A 21,286-nucleotide genomic window follows, 5' to 3' on the forward strand; every position below is an offset into this window, starting at 1 on the left:
TCAAAAAGGCCTTTCGTACTGCACGAAAGGCCTTTTTGGTGTAAAAGCGGATACGCTACACTTTCACGCCAAATCTAGCTCCCACAGCCTCCAGGTCCTTCAGCACCGGCTCCAGCAGCGGAATGCCATCAAGGAGGCGGCGGGCGGCGGTTTCGCGCTCCGGGTCGCCGGGGATGAGCACGTGTTGGCCGTCCACGGCACGGGCCCCGCGGAAGGTGGTAATCCAGTTGTCCATGTGAGCCTTGAACTCGTCGGCGGGGCGGAAGGCGTCCACGCGCATGGCCCCGAAGAAGTGGCCCAGGCCCTGGCCTACCGGGTTTTCCGAGGGCTGCAAAAAGGCCACGAAGGGCGGCACCCAGGGGCCGTAGTTAGCACCGCTGAGCACGGCCGAGAAAATATCCACCACGGCGCCCAGGCCGTAGCCTTTGTGCGAGCCGGTGGCCCCACCCAGCGGCAGCAGCGCCCCGCCGTTTTTTACGGCATTGGCATCGGTGGAGCCCACGCCCGTGGCGTCCTGGGCCCAGCCGTCGGGGATGGGCAGGTGCTTGCGCTGGGCCACTTCCAGCTTGCCGTTGGCGGCGGTAGTGGTGGCCATGTCGAGCACGAAGTCGGGCTGCTGGCCGGCGGGCACGGCCACGGCAATGGGGTTGGTGCCCAGCAGGCGCTCCAGCGAATAGGTGGGCGCCACCAGCGGCGAGGCGTTGGTCATGGCCAGCCCAATCATGTCGTGAGCCAGGGCCTGCATGGCGTGGTAGCCCGCAATGCCGAAGTGGTTGGAATTCTTCACCGACACCCAGCCCGAGCCCACCTGCCGGGCCTTGTCCAGGGCCACCCGCATGGCTTTGGGGCCCACCACCAGGCCTAGGCCCCCGTCGCCGTCCACCACGGCCGTGCTAGGCGTTTCGTAGGTCACGCCCACGCGCGGGGTGGCGTTGATGCGGCCGGCTTCCCAGAGGCGCACGTAGCCCGCCAGCCGGGCCACGCCGTGCGAGTCAATGCCGCGCAAATCGGCCGAGAGCAGGGTTTCGGTGGCAAGGGTGGCGTCGTCGTCGGGGCAGCCCATGCCGCGGAATACGGCTTCGGTGAAAGTGAACAGCTGGGAGTAGGGGAGAGTGGTAGTCATAAGCTGTAGCGCAAACCGTCGGAAGGCGTAGCCAAGCCTCTGCTTCGCACATTGGTGAACGATTACGGGTGGGGGTGTTTGCTAAGGGCGTGAACGATGCGTGAAGCGGAAGCTTGGCTGCGCCTTCCGACGGTTCGCGCTACGCTACTGGCCCAGCATTTCGGCCAGCAGGCCTTCTTTCAGGGCGTAGGCTGAGGCAATGATGTGGGGCAGCTGGTAGGTGGTCAGCACAAAATCAATGAGCACGCAGGCCACTACTATCATGTCGGCGCGCAGGGGCGTCATGCCGGGCAGGGCCAGGCGGCCGGCGTGGTCCAGGCGCAGCAGCAGCTCGTAGCTGCGCCGGAAGCTGTCCAGCGCAATGTCGGTGGCCGGCGCGGCCTTGCCCACCAGCTCCGGGTAGCCGGCGCGGGCGGCTTGCAGGTCGCAGAGGGTATCGAAGGTGCCGCTGGCGCCCACCAGGCCCACGGGGCGGTGCTGCCGCACGGCCGCCGTGAGCGGGGCCAGCACCTCGGCCAGATACGCCTGCTCGGCCTGCACGGCTGCGGCGGGCAGTGGGTCCTGGATGAAAAACTTGTCCAGCAGGCGCTGAGCCCCGATTTCAAAGCTCTGCTTCCAGAAAATAGTGGTGCCGCTGGCCAGGATAAACTCTACCGAGCCGCCCCCGATGTCCATGAGCAAGTGGGGCTCCGGGCCCAGCGGCACGGCCTGCCGGATGCCGCGGGCAATCAGCTCGGCCTCCCGGTCGCCGGGAATAACTTCCACCCGAATGCCGGTTTGCTCGAAGATTTCCTGCACCAGCTCGGGCCCGTTCTGAGCCACGCGCACGGCGCTGGTGGCCGTGGCGCGCACTTCCGTTACCTGGTGCAGCTCGATTTCCTCCTGAAAAGCGGCCAGCGTGTGCAATGCGCGGGCGTAGGCCTCCGGGGCAATACGGCCGGCGCTGATGCCGCCTTCGCCCAGCTTTACGCCCACTTTGGTGCGCAGCAGCACCGTGGGCACCGGCAGCTCGTCGCCCTGGGGCAGCTCCACAATCAGCAGGTGAAATGTGTTGGTGCCCATGTCAATCAGGGCCAGGCGGCGGTGGTGCATAGAAGTAGGGGCGCGTCGCACGCGCCCGTGTCGTTGAACGATAATCTGAAGTATGGGCTATTACCGCCATCCGCGGCCGAAAACTCTGCCGGGCGGGTGCGTGCAACGCGTCCCTACGTTGCAAACCGGCAGAACGTGCCCAGGGGCAGCTTGCGGGTGGCCCGGTCGTGCAAGTAAATCTCGCCGATTTCGCGCTGCCCGGCCGGCCGCCCGAAAATGTCGGTCACAAGGTTATCGAGAATCAAGGCCGAGAAGCCCAGGGAGTAGAGGTTGATGAGGAAGAAATGGTCCTGGGGGTCGAGGAGCTGCTGGCAGAGCTTGAGCATTTCGTTCAGCTCGTCTTCCAGCTGCCACTTCTCGCCGTTGGGGCCGCGGCCGTAGGCGGGCGGGTCCAGGATGAGGCCCTGGTAGCGAGAGCCGCGCTTTACCTCGCGCCGCACGTACTTCATAGCGTCTTCCACCAGCCAGCGCACCCCGTCCAGGCCCGAAGCCTCCATGTTGTCACGAGCCCAGAAGTTGACTTGCTTCACCGAGTCAAGGTGGGTGACGTCGGCGCCGGCGGCGCGGGCAGCCAGGGTGGCCGCGCCGGTGTAAGCAAACAGGTTGAGCACCCGCGGCTGCGGGGTGCGGCGCTTCCGCGTCTGCTCGTAGATGAACTGCCAGTTGGGGTCCTGCTCCGGAAACAGGCCCACGTGCTTAAACGACGACAACCCCAGCCGGAACCGCAGCTTCAGGCCCTCGGGCCGCTCGTAGCCAATAATCCACTGCTCGGTCGTGCCGGGCTTGATGCGCCAGGTACCGCGCTCCTGGCTGCCTTTCTCGCGCGTAAACGTGGCGTGGGCCCGCTGCCACTCCGAGGCCGGCAGGTGCGGGTCCCAGATGGCCTGGGGCTCTGGCCGGGCCAGCACATGCCTGCCAAAGCGTTCCAGCTTCTCAAAGTTGCCAGCGTCCAGCAGCTCGTAATCGGCCCAGGAGCTGGTAGTCAGAAACGTGTACATGCAGGTGTTGATAAGGCGGCAAAGGTAGGAAATGAGGTGGTGAGGTGACAGGTGACAAATGACAAGTGACAGGTAACACGTTTGTCATGCTGAGCGCAGCCGAAGGCGAAGTCGAAGCATCTCTCCCGCTTCGTTGCTGATGTATGCTTCGTTTACATCATTGAAGTTAGCCAGAGGTAGAGATGCTTCGGCAAGCTCAGCATGACGGTCAACCTGTTACCTCATCACTCATCCATGACCGAACTCAACCGCATTACCGACCAGCTACGCCGGGCTTTTGATGGGGATGCCTGGTCGGGGCCCTCACTGCTGGACACGCTGGCGGGTATCACGGCGGCGCAGGCGGCAGCCCGGCCCCTGCCCCAGGCCCACAGCATCGGCGAAATTGTGCGCCACCTAGCTACGTGGGCTGCCACCGTGGCCCGCCGCGTAGCTGAGCAGGCCGCCACCGGCCTCACCGCCGCCGACTGGCCCGACTTCCCCGCTACCGCCGACGAGGCCGCCTGGCAAACGGCCCTGACCGAGCTGCACGCCGCTCACGCGGCCCTGCTGCGCGCCGCCGAAGCCCTGCCGCTAGCCGCCTTGGACACCCCGCTGGGCAAGGTCCGCGACCGGCCCGACGGTTCCGGTGTTAGCCCTTACGTGCTGCTGCATGGCACCGCCCAGCATTATCTTTACCACGCCGGGCAGATAGCTCTGCTGCGCAAACTGGTTTGACCTTTCTTTTCTGATGCTGCTCTCCTTTCATAAATACCAAGGCACCGGCAACGACTTCGTGATGGTGGACGACCGCGCCCACCACTTCGACGAGGCCAACCACCAACTCGTGCGCTTCCTCTGCGACCGGCGCCGCGGCATCGGGGCCGATGGGCTCATTTTGCTGCGTTTGCATGAGCACTACGATTTCGAGATGGTGTACTTCAATGCCGACGGCTACCTGGGCTCCATGTGCGGCAACGGCGGCCGCTGCACCGTGGCCTTTGCCCGCCAGCTGGGCGTCATCGGCACCGAAGCTCGGTTCCTGGCCGCCGACGGCCCCCATGAAGCCCGCGTTGATGCAGCCGATGGCACCGTGCACCTGCGCATGCAGGACGTGCTGGGCCAGCAGGAGATGGAAGACGGCGGCGTGTTTCTGGACACCGGTTCGCCCCACCTCGTGCGCTTCCTGCCTGCCAGCACCCTGGCCGAGCTGAACGTATTTGCCGAAGGCCGCGCCATTCGCTACAACGACCGGTTTCGGGAGCGGGGCACCAACGTCAACTTCGTGGAAAGTCCCGCTGTGCCCGGCCAGCCCTGGCAGGTGCGCACCTACGAGCGGGGCGTCGAAAACGAAACCCTGAGCTGCGGCACCGGCGTAACGGCCGTGGCCCTGGCCGCCTCGCGCCGCGGCGCCACCAGCCCCGTGCACCTGCGCACTCCCGGCGGCGACTTGCGCGTACGCTTCGACGCCCACCCCGACGGCTCATTCACGAACGTGTTTCTGAGCGGCCCCGCCACGCGCGTGTTTGAAGGCACGATAGAAGTAGCGCGAACTGTGTAGTTCGCGTGATGTTGCCCGGTGGTCGTTCTGGCTCCCAGGGCTGAAGCCCTGGGCTAATCAGGGCCGCACGTAAGCCGCTACGTAGCCTAGGGCTTCAGCCCTGGGAACTCCGGGGTCAGTCAAGCAGCAAGCGGCGCGGACGAGGCGCGAAGCGGAAGCTTGGCTCCGCCATCCTCCGATTCGCACTACATCCAGGCGGCGCGGTTCCGGCTGGCCGCTGGCGCGGCCGCAAGTCGGGAGACTTGCCCCATTGGCCGGCGGGCAGACGCCTCGCCTCCGGCGAGAAGTCTGCCGCCAGTGTTTACGCTCTGATTTTTACCAGCACCTCCATGCTCACTTCCGACTTCATCTGCCTGCGCCCGTTGGAGGACGACGACCTGGAGTTTTTGTACGCTCTGGAAAACGACCCTAGCGTGTGGGGCGTGTCGGATACGCTGGCGCCGGTGTCGCGGCACGTGTTGCGGCAGTACCTGGACAGTGCCGCGGCCGACTTCTTCGAGGTGCGGCAGCTGCGGCTGGTGATTGAGGAAACGCGCACCCGCCAGGCCTTGGGCACCCTCGATATTTTCGGGTTTGAGCCCCTGCACCAGCGAGCGGGCATCGGCATCACGGTGCTGGCTTCGCACCGGCGGCGCGGTGTGGCGCGGGCCGCACTGGGCCTGGTAGTGCCCTACGCCCGGCAGGTGCTGCGCCTGCACCAGCTACATTGCACCATCGGGGCCGATAACCGCGCCAGCCTGCGCCTGTTTCGGGCTGCGGGGTTTTGGCGTGTTGGGGTGCGGCGGGAGTGGCTGCGGACCGAATCCGGCTGGCAGGATGCCGTGGAGATGCAGCTGCTGCTGGCTCGTTAGAAAGGGGCTGGAAACTGGCAGTAACCATGCCAGACTGGATGGTGAAGCAACTCAACTATATCCTTTTTTAACCCTCCGCGTATAGGTCCTTGTCGGACGCGGCTGGCCAGTAAGGCCGGAGGTAGCAGCTCAACCACCGCTCAGTCCGACTGACGCTTTTACCTGTTCTTCTATGTCGCTGAATCCACCAGCGGCGGAGGCACCTCCGCACGCGCATGCCCCTTCTGCTGTTCTTTCCGCCTCATCTGCCCCCGTTGCCTCTGGTTCTACGTATTCCCTGCCCGATTTAGTTTGTTTTGCTCACCTGCACTGGGACTTCGTGTGGCAGCGGCCGCAGCACCTGCTGTCCCGCTTTGCCCAGCACGGCCGGGTGTTTTACGTGGAGGAGCCGTTCTACCACGCCGACGACCTGATTGAGCCGCACATGGAGGTGAAAGAGCGCCAGCAAGGTCTTAAAGTGCTGGTAGTGCACCTTCCCCAGCGTTTGCGCGGCCAAGAGGCTGAGGCAGATCAAGCCCAGGCCGACGTGCTAGCCCGGTATTTTGCCGAAGCAAGCATCGAAAAATACATTTTCTGGTACTATACTCCGATGGCGCTGGCGAAGTCCCGCCATTTCCGGCCGGTACTCACCATCTACGACTGCATGGATGAGCTGGCCGCTTTCAAGTTTGCTCCGCCTGCTTTGCGGGAGCGGGAGCAGGAGCTGTTTGAGCGGGCCGACCTGATATTTACCGGTGGCCACACGCTCTACGAAGCCAAGCGCAAGCAGCACCCCGATGCGCATCCTTTCCCGAGCAGCATCGACAAAGCCCACTTCGGGCAGGCCCGCCAGCCCATGCCCGAGCCCGCCGACCAGGCTGATATTGCGCACCCGCGCGTGGGCTTCTTCGGCGTGGTAGATGAGCGTCTCGACATTGACCTGCTGGGCCAACTGGCTGCTGCCCACCCCGAGTGGCAGTTTGTCATCATCGGGCCGGTGGTAAAGATTGACCCGGCCTTGCTGCCCCGCCACACCAACATTCATTATCTGGGCGGCAAAGACTATCAGGAACTTCCGGCTTACCTTCGGGGTTGGGATGTTGCTACCTTGCTATTCGCTGATAATGAGAGTACTAAATTTATCTCGCCCACCAAAACTCCGGAGTATCTGGCTGCTGGCCGGCCCGTGGTTAGCACACCCATCCGCGACGTAGTGCGGCCGTACGGCGAGTTGAACTTGGTGCAGATAGCTGCCACCGCCGACGAGTTTGGCCGGGCCATCGAGAAGGCTCTGACCCAGGCCGACGATGCCGACTGGCGCCGCCGCACCGATGAATACCTTGCTACCATCTCCTGGGACCAAACCTGGGAGCAGATGGTACACCTCATGCAGCAGAAGCTGCGCCACACGTCTACATCAGGGGCCGGAGCGTAGTTTTTACCGCTTCTGGCTGCACATTTCTGCCCTTTTCTCCCTCCCCTACATCTTTTTCCCAAACACCGCTTCGTTATGTTCGATTATCTCATCGTAGGAGCCGGCTTCGCCGGTAGTGTACTGGCTGAGCGGCTTGCCACTCGCTCCAACAAGAAAGTGTTGGTGATAGACAAGCGCAACCACATTGGCGGCAACGCCTATGATCATTACAACGAGGACGGTATTCTGGTCCACAAGTATGGTCCCCATATCTTCCACACCAACTCCCGGGAGGTATTCGAGTACCTGTCCGACTTCACGGAGTGGCGCCCCTACGAGCACCGGGTGCTGGCGTCGGTAGACGGGCAGTACGTGCCCATGCCCATCAACCTCGACACCATCAATAAGCTGTATGGCCTGAGCCTGAACAGCTTCGAGGTAGAGCAATTCCTGGAGTCGCTGGCCGAAAGCATTCCGGTGATCAGAACCTCTGAGGACGTGGTGGTCAGCAAAGTGGGCCGCGAGCTGTACGAGAAGTTTTTCCGCAACTACACCCGCAAGCAGTGGGGCCTCGACCCTTCGGAGCTGGACAAGTCGGTGACCAGCCGCGTGCCGACCCGCACCAACCGCGACAACCGCTACTTCACCGACACCTACCAGGCCATGCCCCTGCACGGCTACACCCGCATGTTTGAGCGCATGCTGGACCACCCCAACATCAAGGTGATGCTCAACACCGACTACCACGATGTTATCGACTTCATTCCCTTCAAGGAAATGATTTACACGGGTCCGGTAGACGAGTTCTTCGATTTCAAGTACGGCAAGCTGCCCTACCGCTCCCTGGAGTTCAAGCACGAAACGCTGAGCACTGAGCAGTTTCTGCCCGCGCCGGTAGTCAACTACCCCAACGAGCACCTCTACACCCGCATCACGGAGTTCAAGCAGCTTACGGGCCAGCAGCACCCCAAAACCAGCGTGGTGTATGAGTACCCGAAGGCCGAAGGCGACCCGTACTACCCCGTACCCAAGCCCGAAAACGCCGAGCTGTACAACCAGTACAAGAAGCTGGCCGATCAGACGCCCAACGTGCACTTTGTGGGCCGCCTGGCTACCTATAAGTACTACAACATGGACCAGGTAGTAGCCCAGGCCCTGACCTTGTACAAGAAGCTCACGGAGAAGTCGGAGGAAGCCCAGAAGCTGGCCAAGCCCGCCATTACCGGCTCTACTTCCATTATGGAGAAGCTGGTGCCCCGCGACCCGGCCAAGGGCTAGTACCACGTATAGAAAACCGGTTGCCAGATGTCTGTCATTCTGGGCTGGTGGGAGGAAGTTGCAGGTTGCCCTGGCCGTTGAGCTGGCACCTGCCCACTTCCTGCCGCCGGCCCAGGATGACAGAACTGTTTCTGGAGGTTGATAACTCGACACTGCCAACCTCTGGGCAGGCAGCCACAACCCGATTGCAGGATGGAAAAAGTAGAAATATGGGGCGGTGTGGAGTGTACCATTCGGCGGATTGGCAACGAGTACAGCGACCAGCTGGTAAATAGCGGGCACCGCACCCGCATCGAGGACCTGGACCGGTTTGCGGAGCTGGGCATCCGTAAGCTGCGCTACCCGGTGCTGTGGGAGCAGGTAGCCCCGCAGAGCCTGGACAACCCCGACTGGTCCTGGACCGACGAGCGTCTGAACCGGCTGCGGGAGTTGGGTATCGAGCCCATTGTAACGCTGCTGCACCACGGCAGCGGCCCCCGCTACACGGCTCTGCACAAAAAGAATTTTGTGCCCGGCCTGGCCCGCTTCGCCCGCATGGTGGCCGAGCGGTATCCGTGGGTAACGCACTACACGCCCGTCAACGAGCCCCTGACTACGGCCCGCTTCAGCGGCCTCTACGGCATCTGGTACCCGCACGGCCTCGACGACCAAACCTTTGTGCGCATCCAGCTCAACCACATCAGGGGCATCAAAGAAGCCATGAAGGCCATCCGGGAGGTTACGCCCGGCGCCCAGCTTATCCAGACCGAAGACCTGGGCAAAACTCACTGCACGCCCCAACTGGCCGCCCAGGCCGAATACGAAAACAACCGGCGCTGGCTGACCTTCGACCTACTCTGCGGCCGCATCGACCAGCAGCACCCACTGTGGGGTTACCTGCGCGCCAGCGGGGCCTCCGAAGCCGAGCTGCTGGAGCTGGTGGATTCGCCGCTGCCGCCCGATGTGCTGGGCATCAACCATTACATTACCAGTGAGCGGTTTTTAGATGAGAATCACCACTACTTCCCTGCTCACCATCTGCGCCAAAGCGAGGAGCGCGTCAACTACGCCGATGTGGAGGCTGTGCGGGTGCGCCTGGTAAAGCTGGCCGGCCTGCACGACTTGCTACTGGAAGCCTGGGAACGGTACCGGCTGCCCCTGGCCAGCACCGAAGTACACCTGGACTGCACCCGCGAGGAGCAGATGCGCTGGGTGCAGTACGCCTGGGAGGCGGCCAACGCCCTAAAGGACAAGGGAGTTGATATGCGGGCCATTACCATCTGGTCGTTGCTGGGTGCCTACGACTGGAACACCCTGCTCACATCTGAGGGAGCCTTTTACGAAAGCGGCGTATTCGACCTGCGGGGCGGCTGGCCCCGCCCCACTGCCCTGTTCAGGATGGTGAAGAGCCTGGCTACCACCGGGCAATACGAGCACCCACTATTGCAGTCGAAAGGGTGGTGGGAACGGGAGGAGCGTTTCCTGTACCATCACCATTGTCCCACTTCTAAGACCACCTAGACTATGCAAATACTACAGGTAAATGATGTGGCCGCCGGGCCGCAGCCGGCTCCGGTTCGGCCCCTGCTCATTACGGGGGCCAACGGGACCCTGGGCCGGGCTTTCCAGCGCATCTGTGCTATTCGGGGCATTGAGGCGGTGGCCCTGGGCCGCGCCGAGCTGAACATCACCGACCCGCTGTCGGTGGAACGAGCCCTGGTGCGCTACAACCCGTGGGCGGTGGTAAACACGGCCGGCTACGTGCGGGTAGACGACGCCGAAAAAGACTTTGAGCGGTGCTACCAGGAAAACGCCACCGGCCCCACCGTCCTGGCCGCCGCCTGCGCCTACCGCGACATCCACTTCCTGACGTTTTCCTCGGACCTGGTGTTCGACGGCAACAAGTCGGCGGCTTACGTGGAAAGCGACACGCCCCGGCCCCTAAATGTATATGGCAACAGCAAGCGCCTGGCCGAGCGGGAAGTGCTGGCCCGCATGCCCCAGGCCTTGGTGGTGCGCACCAGCGCCTTTTTCGGGCCCTGGGATGAGTACAACTTTGTGTACGCGGCGCTGCGGGCTGGCCTCCACAAGCAGCCCTTCGAGGCCGCCGACGACGTGCTCATCTCGCCCACCTTCGTGCCCGACCTGGTGAACGTGTCCCTGGACCTGCTCATTGACGAGGAGCGCGGGGTGTGGCACCTGGCTAACCAGGGCGCCTACACCTGGTCCGATTTGGCCCGCCTAACTGCTGACATGGCCAGCCTGGACACCTCGTTTGTGGTGCCGCGTGCCATGCAGGACTTCGGGCTGGCCGCGGCCAGGCCGGTGTACAGTGTGCTGGGCAGCAAACAAGGCAACCTGCTGCCTCCGGCCGAAGACCGGCTGCACGGCTGCGTGTCGGAAATGATAACGGCGCTGAAGAATGCCCCGGAAGAACACATGGCGGTGGCTTCTTAGTTTCGCTTCTTCTAAAACCAGACCAGCAGCTTTGGTCTGCTTTCCGCAACAACATACAACACCCTGCCCGGAATCAGTTTCGGGCAGGGTGTTGGCTTTTATCCAACCTGGTAGCAGGCAGCGTAATGCGGAAAAGGCTTGTTACACCCCCCGAGCAGCTGGACGCGGCGGTGCAGTGAATCCACCGCTTTCAGGCTCTTGCCAAAAAAAGCGCCCGAGTCAGCTGACTCGGGCGCTTTTCGAGGTAGAAAGGTGCTACAGAGCGGCCCATGTGGCAACTGGCCGCCCGCAACTGGCAGCCGCTACGGAGCCACCGTCAGCCGCTGCACGGTGCGCTTAGCGCCGCACTGCACCGACACATGGTAAACACCGGCGGGCAGTTTTCCCAGCGGCAGGCGCACCTGGTTGAGGCCGCCCGTGGCGCGGTGGGTGAGGCCGGTTACGCGGCGGGCCAGGGCGTCGCGCACTTCCACCACTACCGGCTCGTTGGCGGTGGCTTGCAGGCTCACCATTACGTAGTCGTGGGCCGGGTTGGGGTAGATGGTCAGGCTGGCCGGCGCCGTCGTGGCACGGGCTGCGGCTTGGGCCGTGGAGCGGTTTTGGGTGCCGGTTCCCACGGATAAGCCGTCAGCCGAAACCCAGATGGGCAGGCCTTCCGTGTCGTACACGGCGTTGCCCTGGCCCCGCTTGTCGGCTCCTTCGAGACGGCCGTACCCGTAGCCGTAGTAGAGCTTGCCGTTGGCCGGCACCGTGCCATTGAAGGTCAGCAGCAGGTGGGTGCCGTCCACAATCTGAGCCTTGGTAGCATTAACCGAGCCGCCGGCGCTGTGCACCGACCAGCCCACGCCGTTGGCGGCGTCACTGTCCAGGGCCTTAAATCCGGCGGCCGAGCCGTCGTGCTTAACAGTCAGGCGGAGCTGGGTTGAGCCCACCAACGTGGCGCCCACCACCTGCGGGCCGTGGTCGTTGAGGTTGCCGCCGGCCTGGGCCACGGGCGAGCCGCTGGCAGCGTACTGGGCAAACTGCTCGGCCACAACCCGGGCGATGCGCGGGGCCAGCAGCAGAATGTCACTGTCGGCGAGGTGGCTGCCGCCGTACTCCTGGGTCGATTCGTTTCCGTCGTAGTTGTCCCGGTTGATGTCGAGGTCCAGGGCCCGGCTAGCAATGTCGGCATTAAAGGAGGCGTCTTTCGCCAGCCGCTCCATGCCCTGCCGGATGGCCTGGTGTCCCTCGTTGGTGCCCCAGTACGGGTGCGCGTCCACGAACAGGTAGGGCAGGTCGGCGGCGCTTTTGCCCCAGGCCTGGCGCACTAAGTTGGCGTCAAACCGTACCGCGCTCATCCATTCTTCGGGCGTGAGGTCCGACCGTTTGCTGTCGTTTTCGCTGTGCAGCCAGAGCACTGCCGCCGGAGCCGCCTTCTCAGCCGCCGACAGCTGGTTGATTTGGCCCAGCACCATGTTTTCGAGGCGGCGGGCTTCCCAACCCTGGCGCCAGTCGCCGTTTTTCGGGGCTACCCAGTCGTTGCCGATAAAGGGCGTTCCGCCGAAAGCCGTGGCGGCGCCATCGTCCTCGCCCCGGTCGTATACCAAGCGCACCTTCTGCTTGGTGCCGTCGAAGCCCAGCAGGCGCTGCACTTCCCGCTCGAGGGTGGCTGCGCCGGCCCAGCCATTGCTCTCCATGAAGTAGATGGCGTTGCTCTGGCCACGCACGAGGATATTGATAACCGAGGCGGTAGCCGGGTTCGGCTGGGTCGGCGGGTTGGGGGCGGTCGGCGTGGTGCCGACGGCTTGCAGCTTCCACTGCTGGTTTACGCCGCCCACGTAATCCCACTGCACCAGTTGCGCGCCGTTGTCCTGGCTGGCCCGCCACACATCCAGGGACTTACCCGAATGTTTGGCCGTGATTTTCACGTAGCCGCCGCCCACGTCCTCCACTTTCCACAGCTGATTGTCGGCGCCGAAATTTTCCCATTGGTGCACGTTGGCGCCGTTGTCCGGGGAAACGTCCTGCACGTCGAGCACCTTGCCGCTGTGCTCATTGGTAATCGTGTAGTAGCCATCGGTGGTGGCGGTCAGGGTCCAGATCTGGTTTTTGCCGCTGTAGTTTTCCCACTGCTGCAACCGGCCACCGTTGTCTGTCGAAGCGTTTTCTACGTCCAGGGCTTTGCCCGAGTGGCGGGCCGTTAGCACAAACCGGCCGGCGTAGGTGGCGGTAGTGGGCGGAGGAGGAGTAGTGGTAGTAGGAGCTTGCAGCTTCCACTTCTGGTTTGCGCCGCCCACGTAGGCCCACTGGTGCACCTGGGCGCCGTCGGCCGTGCTTACCTCCGATACATCCAGGGCCTTGCCCGAGTGTTTGGCCGTGAGCTTCACGAACCCGTTGCCGGCGTCCTCCACCTTCCATTTCTGGTTGTCGGAGTTGAAGTTGTCCCACTGGTGCACCTTGGCGCCATCAGCCGTAAAAGCCGCCTCCACGTCGAGCACCTTGCCGCTGTTCACGTTGGTGATGGTGTAGAAGCCGGCGCCGTCGGCCGTCAGGGTCCAGTTCTGGTTTTTGCCGCCCGTCAGGGCCCACTGCTGCACCTTGCCGCCGTTCTGGGTGCCGTCGGCATCCAGGGCCTTGCCCGAGTGCCCGGCCACCAGTACGTACGTGCCCGCGTAGCTCGGGCTCGGCGGGGGCGGCGTGGTGCCGCCATATGGGCCGCCGTTTTTCAGCACCGTGGCTTCGGAAGTCCACTTCACCCAGTCGGCGCGCAGTTCCGTGTCCGACGAGCGGTTCATCAGCCCAATCAGGTGGTTTACGCCCCCGCTGGCAAAGTCAGGCGACGGGTGGTCCGTGTCGACGCCGATAACTTTCCCATCCACGTAGTAGGTAATCTTGTCTTTCTGCAAAAACGCGGCGTAGGTGTGCCACTCCCACTGGTTGTGGCCCTCGGGCGCGTAAAATGCCTTGTAGGCGTCGCACTCCGGCCGGTTCCAGGAGCAATCCGTCCAGTGCGAGGCCATGTAGGTCTTGCCACCGCCATCTATTTCGCCGATGTCAACTTCCCGCGAAAGGTGGTAAGGAAAGGTGCCGCCGGCGTTTTCTACGCTCTTGGCCGTCCACTTGTCGTCGGCGGGCCACAGCACCAGGGCCGGGCCGCTGTTCGAGCCCACGGTGCTGCCCCGCAGCTGGGCTCTGATTTCAAACAGGCCGTTGCCCAGGCCACTGTTGGCGGCGCCCGGCAGCTGCATCACCCCGGCGCCGTTGTGCGTGCCACCAATGGTGACCACCCCACCGCTCACCGACACTTTAGAGCTTTCGCCCCAAACGTGGTTGAGCTGTCCGGTCCAGTTGCCGGTGAAGTCTTCGGTGAATTCCTGGGCCTGAGCTGTGCCGGCCAGGCCCAGCAAGCCGGCTAGCGTCCACGTCAGGCTCCTTCCCAGAAAATGTTTCATCCGCCGGCCAGTGGAAGGCAGTCGGGCAGGCAGCGAGGAGGCGTCTGGCCCCCCGGCAGCGGGGGTGGCCCCCGAAAGGTACTTTAAGAGTGTCTTCATGTACGGGTAATGTGGTTGGAAAGGAAAATGGGTAAATGAGAAAAGGCGGAAAAAACCAGCAGTATCCAGTAGGAGCCGGACCGGGCAACGCCGCATTGGTGGGTGCTGCTGTTTCAGGTGCGGCTCGTGGCGGGCCGCTCCGCGAGGCGGCCATTCGCAGGGCCTGATAGCCGGGTGAGGAAAAAGGCGGGTGGTGTTGGCATGAGCAGAAAGTGAAGTGGACAGGAAAAAGGGAAAGTCAGGTGGGGCCGCGCTTCTGGAGCGGCGCCCGGCCTGCCCCATTCCGAACCCCATGCCACATCCACCCGCCCGGCGGCCTTTGCTCAGCGTTTGGAAAGTAATTATCTGCCTACCAGAGGCTTGTCGGCAAATCGGCGCTTTGTGGCACGCCAAGGTCCGGCCCGGTCAGCTCACGGTTTTCGTAAGAATTCGGATGGCTACCTCCACGCTGTTGGAGTGTAAGCCAGGCAGCAGCTCGGCGGTGGAGCCGCTGCAACGCAGCTGCTTGCCTCCCGAGCGACTCATGTTAGTGCCCCACTCAAAAACGCCCGGCCACCGAGACTACTCGGTGGCCGGGCGTTTTTGCTTCTAGTAGAAGCAATAGGTGCGTTTGGATACAAGCTCCCGAATAGGAAGCAGGAGAGCAGACAGTTAGCGCACTTCCAGGGAAAGCACTTTTCTGGTTTTGTTACTGGTCAGGACCACGCGGTAGGTGCCGGCCTGCAATGTGCTTACCGGCAAGACGGCCGTGTGCGGCCCCGCCGGTTGCGTCACGTTATCCAAGAGCAGGGCGGTGCGCTGCCCGCGCCAGTCCAGCACCTCCAGCCGCACGGCCGCCGGTGCGTCCAGCGTGTACTTCAGCGTTGCCTGCTCGGTGGCCGGATTAGGGTATACCAGCAGTTGGGCGGCGGGGCGGCTGGCCGCCAGACCGTTCTGCTGGCCAGACACGGTGGCCGACCTGAGCGTGAGCTTCCAGCGCTGGTTGTCGCCCGAGTGCGAACCCCACGTGTGCACAATAGCGCCGCTGGTTTGGCTGTTGCCCGCCACATCTAGGCGCTGGCGCGTGCCCGTGCCGCACTGCGGCTCCAACTCGTAGATGCTGTTGGCCGCGTCGATGGCGACGAGCCGCCAGCGCTGCGCCGGCGTGGCGTTGGTGGCGTAGAGCTGCACCTTGCCACCGTCAGTCGATTTTGCCCCGGCCACGTCCAGGCGCTGGCCGGTGGCGCCGGCCAGCTGCGGCGTCAGCTCGTAGATGTCGCCGCTGACGTTGGTCAGCTGCCAGGCTTGGGCCAGGCTGCCGTTGGCCGTGGCAACGGTTATCTGCGCCTCGTTGCCCGTGCCCGTCGCGTTCAGGCGGTTGCCCGTAGCGTGCTGCGGTGCCAGCTCATAAACCCCGCCCGAAACGATACCGGTCGGCACCGTCTTGAGCGTGAGTTTCCAGCGCTGGGCATTGGTCGAGTTGCCTTGGTAGGTCTGCACCACCGTACCGCTGGTCGTGGCAGCGCCGGCCACGTCCAGGCGCTGGCCCACGGCGCACTGCGGCTCCAGCTCATACACGCCGTTGGCCGCATCCACTGTAATAATCTTCCACTGCTGGGCCGGCGTACGGTTACTCTGCCATAGCTGCACCTTCGTGCTGTTGGCGTTGCGCGCACCGTTCACGTCCAGGCGCTGGCTGCTGGCGCCGGCCAGTTGCGGCGTCAGCTCGTAGATGTCGCCGCTGGCCTGGGTGATCTGCCAAGCCTGCGCTAGGCTACCGTTGGCGGCCGCGATGCTCACCTGCGCGCCGTTGCCCGTGCCGGCGCCAGCCGTCAGGCGCGTGCCCGTGGCGTGCTGCGGCGTCAGCTCGTACACCGCGCCCGACTGGATGGTGGACGCCGGGGGCGGCGTAACGGAGCCGCCGGAGGTGACACCGTTCAGGTACAGGTTTTTGAGAGCCGTAGCCGTAGCCGCCGGGGCCCCGTCACTGAGCTTGCCCGTGTAATCGGCGTCGCTGTTCCAGTACGTGGCAAACACCACGTCGTGCGTTTCAATCCATTGCTTCATGCGCTCGATGTAGCGCGCACCGTTTAGGTTGTCCCCATTCCACACCAAGACCGAATTGCCGTTCTGGTCTCTCTCATAGTGGGGGCCGCCGGGCGCGCCCCACTCGGGAATAGCCATGGGCTTGCCGTGCTGGGTGGCAAAGGTGGTCATCCAGTTCAGGCCTCGCTCATAGTTGAGGTCATAGTCAAAGGCTTGGTCTGGATCATTCGTTTCCCACTGCGGGTGCCAATACACGTCCTGTGCAATGACATCCACCACCTCGTCGCCGGGATAGTAGTTCTCCGGTGGACCGAAGTACCCCATTTTGTCGGGCACGAAGTCCCAGACGAGCTTGAAGCGGGGCGATACGCTGTAGAAGGCCTGCGCAAAGTTGCGCCAAGCGGCGATGAACGCCGCCGGGTCGGCCTTGGCAGCTCTGGTCCAGTAGAACCAGTCGCCGCCCAGCTCCCAAGCAGTGCGCACGTAGATCGGGCGCGAGTCGCCGGAACGCGAGTTGAGGATGGTGCGCGCCCAGTCCTGGTACATGCTGTTGCGTGCGCCCGAGGCGGCCTCGCGCATGTTGTTGAGGCCGTTGTTGGAGCCGTTGGGGAACATGCGGACCGACCAAAGCAGCTCACTGCCCGAGGAGCCGAACTGCCCCAGGATCCAGTTGGGGCTGGCGTCCGACCAGTCCCGCTCGCCGGTGTAGGCCAGCACGGCATCGGCGGGCTTGCCCAGCCAGTTGTTGAACTGCGCTAAGTCGGCCGGCTCGTTGCCGACGAATACGCCCAGGATGACCTTGCGGCCGGTGGCGCTCTGCGCGTGGGCGGGGGAGACAATACCTCCGACAGCCAGTGCCCAGAGCAGGAGCAGCAGCGGCAGTTTTGCCGGCCGCCAAGAAGTTAAAGTTGTTTTCATGTGGTGAGAGAATAACGGTGTAAAAAAGTGTGGAAGGCAGCCGCTTCGCCAGGCATGAGTGCACATATTGGCTCACTACTGTCTGACAATCAGATGCTTGCACCCAACCCTATGCCACACCTACAGTTAGGCCACCTACTAAAAGTTGATAGTAGTTAACTATATGGTAATCAATAGTCTATGAGATAAATTTGCCGTATGCTTATCGACAAACTAAAGCCGTGTGGCCTCACGTTTTTCGGAAGATTTCATGGTTCAGGTATCGCCAGGTTGGAGTCTGAGTGTAGTTAAGCTCCGCTGTGGCAACGCTGCCGATTCTGGTCCTGGAAAGAAAAGTGCCGCGCAGGCTCTGCCGTAGTGGCTGGCGCCCTAACTGCCTGACAAGATGAGGCGCTGCCAAACCCCGCACTCTTTTTGAGGACGCGGGGGTAGTCGTTGCGGAGGCTAGGGCCGCAATGGGCGGTAGGTTGGCCGGGAGTTTCCCGAAAAACGCCGTAAATTTGAAGTGCGCCCCGGCGTTTCAATTAAGGTAAAGCAGCATGTTTGATTTTCTAGGGAAGACCGTCGCCAAGATTTTCGGTACCAAATCGGACCGGGACCTGAAGGAGATTGTCCCGTATGTGGCGCTGATTAACGCCGAATATGCCAATCTGGCACAGCTTTCTGACGACGAGCTGCGCGCCCGCACCAACGACGTCCGGGCCCGCATCGACGACCACCTCCGCGGCATCGACGACCAGCTCGCCGCCCTGCACCAGCGCGTCAACGAGGATACGTCCCTGGACGCCGTACAGAAAGAGCAGCTTTTCGACCAGATTGACGCGCTGGAAAAGCAGCGCAATAAGGAGCTGGAAGTGGTGCTGCTGCAAGTGCTGCCCCTGGCCTTTGCCATCTGCAAGGAAACCGCCCGCCGCTACAAGGAAAACGGGCAGCTAACGGTAACGGCCACCGACTACGACCGGGAAGTTGCCCGCCGCAAGCCCAACGTGCGCATCGAGGGCGACAAGGCCGTGTGGGGCAACAAGTGGACCGCCGCCGGCGCCGAAATCACCTGGGACATGGTGCACTACGACGTGCAACTGATTGGGGGTGTGGTGCTGCACCAGGGCAAAATTGCCGAAATGGCTACCGGCGAAGGCAAAACGCTGGTGTCTACGCTGCCGGCTTTCCTCAACGCCCTGGCCCGCCGCGGCGTGCACCTGGTAACCGTCAACGACTACTTGGCCAAGCGCGACTCGGAGTGGAATGCCCCGCTGTTCGAGTTCCACGGCATCACCGTGGACTGCATCGACAAGCACCAGCCCAATACCGACGCCCGTCGCAAAGCCTACCTAGCCGACATCACCTACGGCACCAACAACGAGTTCGGCTTCGACTACCTGCGCGACAACATGGCCCGCGACCCACAGGAGCTGGTGCAGCGCCGCCACCACTACGCCATGGTCGACGAAGTGGACTCCGTGCTGATTGACGATGCCCGCACGCCGCTTATCATCTCGGGCCCCGTGCCCCGCGGCGACGTGCACGAGTTCTACCAGCTCAAGCCCCGCATCGAGCGGCTGGTAAACGAGCAGAAAAAGCAGGTGCAGCAGTACCTGGTGGATGCCCGCCGCCTCATCAAGGAAGGCAAGGATGGCCCCAAGGAAGGGGAGGGCGGCCTGGCCTTGTTCAGGGCCTACCGCGGCCTGCCCAAGAGCAAGCCGCTGATTAAGTTCTTGTCGGAAACCGGCATGCGCGCCGTGCTGCAGAAGGTGGAGAACTTCTACCTCCAGGACAACCAGCGCCAGATGCCCCAGGCCGATGCGCCCCTGTTTTTCACCATTGACGAGAAAAACAACCAGATTGAGCTAACCGAAAAAGGCATCGACCTGATTACCGGCCAGGGCGAAGACCCGCACTTCTTCATCATGCCCGACATCGGCACCGAGCTGGCCAACATCGAGAAGAACCAGAGCCTGGGCAACGAAGACAAGCTGCACCAGAAGGAAAAGCTCATGGACGACTTCCAGGTGAAGTCGGAGCGCATCCACACCATCAACCAGCTGCTCAAGGCCTACACCCTGTTTGAGCGCGACGACCAGTACATTCTGACCGACGACGGCAAGGTGAAAATCGTGGATGAGCAGACGGGCCGCGTCATGGAAGGCCGCCGCTACTCCGACGGTCTGCACCAGGCCATTGAGGCCAAGGAAAACGTGCGCGTGGAGGATGCTACGCAGACCTACGCCACCATCACCCTGCAGAACTACTTCCGCATGTACCACAAGCTGGGCGGCATGACGGGTACGGCCGAAACCGAGGCCGGTGAGTTCTGGGAAATCTACAAGCTCGACGTGGTGGTGATTCCGACCAACCGCGGCATTCAGCGCAAGGACGAGCACGACAAGGTGTACAAGACCGTGCGCGAAAAGTACAACGCCGTGGCCGAGGAAATCCAGACGCTGGTGCAAGCCGGCCGCCCCGTGCTGGTGGGTACCACGTCGGTGGAAATTTCGGAGCTGGTGAGCCGCATGCTCAAGCTGCGCGGCATTCAGCACCAGGTGCTAAACGCTAAGCAGAACCAGCGCGAAGCCGAAATCGTGGCCCAGGCCGGCCACCCCGGCACCGTGACCATTGCCACCAACATGGCCGGCCGCGGCACCGACATCAAGCTGCGCGGTACGGCCAAGGAATCGGGGGGCCTGGCCATTATCGGCACGGAGCGCCACGAAAGCCGCCGCGTCGACCGGCAGCTACGGGGCCGCGCCGGCCGCCAGGGCGACCCCGGCTCGTCGCAGTTCTTCGTGAGCCTGGAAGACAACCTCATGCGCCTGTTCGGCTCCGACCGGATTGCCAAGCTCATGGACCGCATGGGCCTAGAAGAAGGCGAGGTGATTCAGCATTCGATGATTACCAGCAGCATTGAGCGGGCCCAGAAGAAGGTGGAGGAAAACAACTTCGGCATCCGCAAGCGCCTGCTCGAGTACGACGACGTGATGAACGCCCAGCGCGAGGTGGTGTACAAGCGCCGCCGCAACGCCCTGCACGGCGAGCGGCTGGAGCTGGACATCTGGAACATGATTTATGATGTTTGCGAAGACATCGTCGTGGGTCACAAAACCTCCAACGACTTCGAGGACTTTAAGCTGGCCATCATCCGGGTATTCGGCTACGACACCCACCTGACTGCCCAGGACCTGAGCGGGCAGCAGCCGGCCCAGCTCACCCAGAAGCTCTACGACGAGGCCCTGGGCTACTACCAGAGCAAGAACGACTACATCGCCGGCAACTCCATGCCGCTCATCAACGACCTGCTCGGCCAGAACGCCCCGTACGAGAACATTGCCATTCCGTTCACCGACGGCCGCAAGTCGGTGCAGGCGGTGGCTAACCTGCGCCGGGCCCAGGCTACGGGCGGGCACGAGGTAATCCGGGGCATGGAAAAGGTGGTGGTGCTCAGCGTCATCGACGAAGCCTGGACCAAGCACCTGCGCGCCATGGACGACCTGAAACAGGTGGTACAAAACGCCGTGTACGAGCAGAAAGACCCGCTGCTGGTGTACAAGTTCGAGTCGTTTGAGCTGTTCAAGCAGATGATTGGCAAGGTCAACGAGGACACCATTCAGTTCCTGTTCCGCGCCGACGTACCCATGCAGGCCGGCCAAGGCGGCTTCGAGGAGCCCGAATACTTCACCGAGGACGAGCTGCCCGTAGCCCCGCCCCAGCCCAAGCTGAAAGCCGAGAAAGAGGTATCGTCGGTGTCGCTGGGCGCCGGCCCTGAGGACCTGGAGCAAGACGGTGCCCAGCCCCAGGTGCTGGCCAAGCAACAGCCCGCCCGCTCTCAGAAAATTGCCAACCGCAACGAGCGGGTAAGCGTGCAGTACATGGACGGCCGCATCCTCCGCGATGTGAAGTTCAAGCAGGTAGAAGACGACCTGCTCAACGACCGGGCAATACTGATTGAGTAGTTGTTAGGGGCTTAGGGTCTTGGGGTCTTAGGGACTTAGATTTCTGAGCCGCCCTATAAAAAAGGCTTCGTCATGAAAATGACGAAGCCTTTTTTGCAACCCCATCCGGGAAACAACATACTCCCTAAGTCCCTAAGTCCCTAAGTCCCTAA

Annotated in this window: 13 protein-coding genes; 8 read left to right on the forward strand and 5 right to left on the reverse strand. The window is 62.9% G+C overall.

The annotated features are described in order from the left end of the window. Positions 1-55: 55 nt before the first annotated feature. The 3 genes from OIS53_RS18270 to OIS53_RS18280 all read right to left on the reverse strand — a co-directional run bounded on the left by OIS53_RS18270 (position 56) and on the right by OIS53_RS18280 (position 3,213). Entirely contained in the window at positions 56-1,123 is a 1,068-nt protein-coding gene (locus tag OIS53_RS18270; protein WP_264680007.1) for an Ldh family oxidoreductase, read from the reverse strand. 144 nt (positions 1,124-1,267) lie between these two features. Next, positions 1,268-2,215 carry a Ppx/GppA phosphatase family protein gene (locus OIS53_RS18275; protein WP_264680008.1) on the reverse strand — a complete coding sequence of 316 codons (948 nt, stop codon included), beginning with the start codon at positions 2,213-2,215 and terminating at the stop codon, positions 1,268-1,270. A 113-nt stretch (positions 2,216-2,328) separates the two neighbouring features. Then, a complete protein-coding gene (locus tag OIS53_RS18280; RefSeq protein WP_264680010.1) occupies positions 2,329-3,213 on the reverse strand; it encodes a class I SAM-dependent methyltransferase in 885 nt (294 codons plus the stop codon). Positions 3,214-3,447: 234 nt separating this feature from the next. On the opposite strand from OIS53_RS18280, the gene OIS53_RS18285 reads away from it, so the two are divergent. From OIS53_RS18285 to OIS53_RS18315, 7 genes are all read left to right on the forward strand, one after another. Next, positions 3,448-3,930, forward strand: a complete 483-nt coding sequence (locus tag OIS53_RS18285; protein ID WP_264680011.1) for a DinB family protein — start codon at positions 3,448-3,450, stop codon at positions 3,928-3,930. Positions 3,931-3,943: 13 nt separating this feature from the next. Continuing rightward, positions 3,944-4,753, forward strand: a complete 810-nt coding sequence (dapF, locus tag OIS53_RS18290) for a diaminopimelate epimerase (protein ID WP_264680012.1) — start codon at positions 3,944-3,946, stop codon at positions 4,751-4,753. A 329-nt stretch (positions 4,754-5,082) separates the two neighbouring features. Next, complete coding sequence (locus OIS53_RS18295) at positions 5,083-5,604, forward strand: GNAT family N-acetyltransferase (protein WP_264680013.1); 522 nt, start codon at positions 5,083-5,085, stop codon at positions 5,602-5,604. Between the two features lie 172 nt (positions 5,605-5,776). Continuing rightward, complete coding sequence (locus tag OIS53_RS18300; RefSeq protein WP_264680014.1) at positions 5,777-7,018, forward strand: glycosyltransferase family 1 protein; 1,242 nt, start codon at positions 5,777-5,779, stop codon at positions 7,016-7,018. A 75-nt stretch (positions 7,019-7,093) separates the two neighbouring features. Then, positions 7,094-8,275 (forward strand): UDP-galactopyranose mutase, encoded by a 1,182-nt coding sequence (glf, locus tag OIS53_RS18305; RefSeq protein ID WP_264680015.1) that lies wholly within the window; start codon positions 7,094-7,096, stop codon positions 8,273-8,275. 192 nt (positions 8,276-8,467) lie between these two features. Then, positions 8,468-9,775: a family 1 glycosylhydrolase gene (locus OIS53_RS18310; RefSeq protein WP_264680016.1), complete on the forward strand. Its 1,308-nt coding sequence runs from the start codon at positions 8,468-8,470 to the stop codon at positions 9,773-9,775. Between the two features lie 3 nt (positions 9,776-9,778). After that, positions 9,779-10,711: an SDR family oxidoreductase gene (locus OIS53_RS18315; RefSeq protein ID WP_264680017.1), complete on the forward strand. Its 933-nt coding sequence runs from the start codon at positions 9,779-9,781 to the stop codon at positions 10,709-10,711. 302 nt (positions 10,712-11,013) lie between these two features. On the opposite strand, the gene OIS53_RS18320 is transcribed toward OIS53_RS18315, so the two are convergent. Both OIS53_RS18320 and OIS53_RS18325 read right to left on the reverse strand, forming a co-directional pair. Beyond that, the gene (locus OIS53_RS18320; RefSeq protein ID WP_264680018.1) at positions 11,014-14,244 is read right to left on the reverse strand and encodes an RICIN domain-containing protein; all 3,231 of its coding nucleotides are present in this window, start codon (positions 14,242-14,244) and stop codon (positions 11,014-11,016) included. Positions 14,245-14,895: 651 nt separating this feature from the next. Then, positions 14,896-17,187: an RICIN domain-containing protein gene (locus OIS53_RS18325; protein WP_264680019.1), complete on the reverse strand. Its 2,292-nt coding sequence runs from the start codon at positions 17,185-17,187 to the stop codon at positions 14,896-14,898. Between the two features lie 539 nt (positions 17,188-17,726). On the opposite strand from OIS53_RS18325, the gene secA reads away from it, so the two are divergent. Then, positions 17,727-21,134: a preprotein translocase subunit SecA gene (secA, locus tag OIS53_RS18330; protein WP_264680020.1), complete on the forward strand. Its 3,408-nt coding sequence runs from the start codon at positions 17,727-17,729 to the stop codon at positions 21,132-21,134. Positions 21,135-21,286 lie beyond the last annotated feature (152 nt).

The organism is Hymenobacter sp. YIM 151500-1 (assembly GCF_025979885.1).
In the GTDB taxonomy this organism is placed as follows: domain Bacteria; phylum Bacteroidota; class Bacteroidia; order Cytophagales; family Hymenobacteraceae; genus Hymenobacter.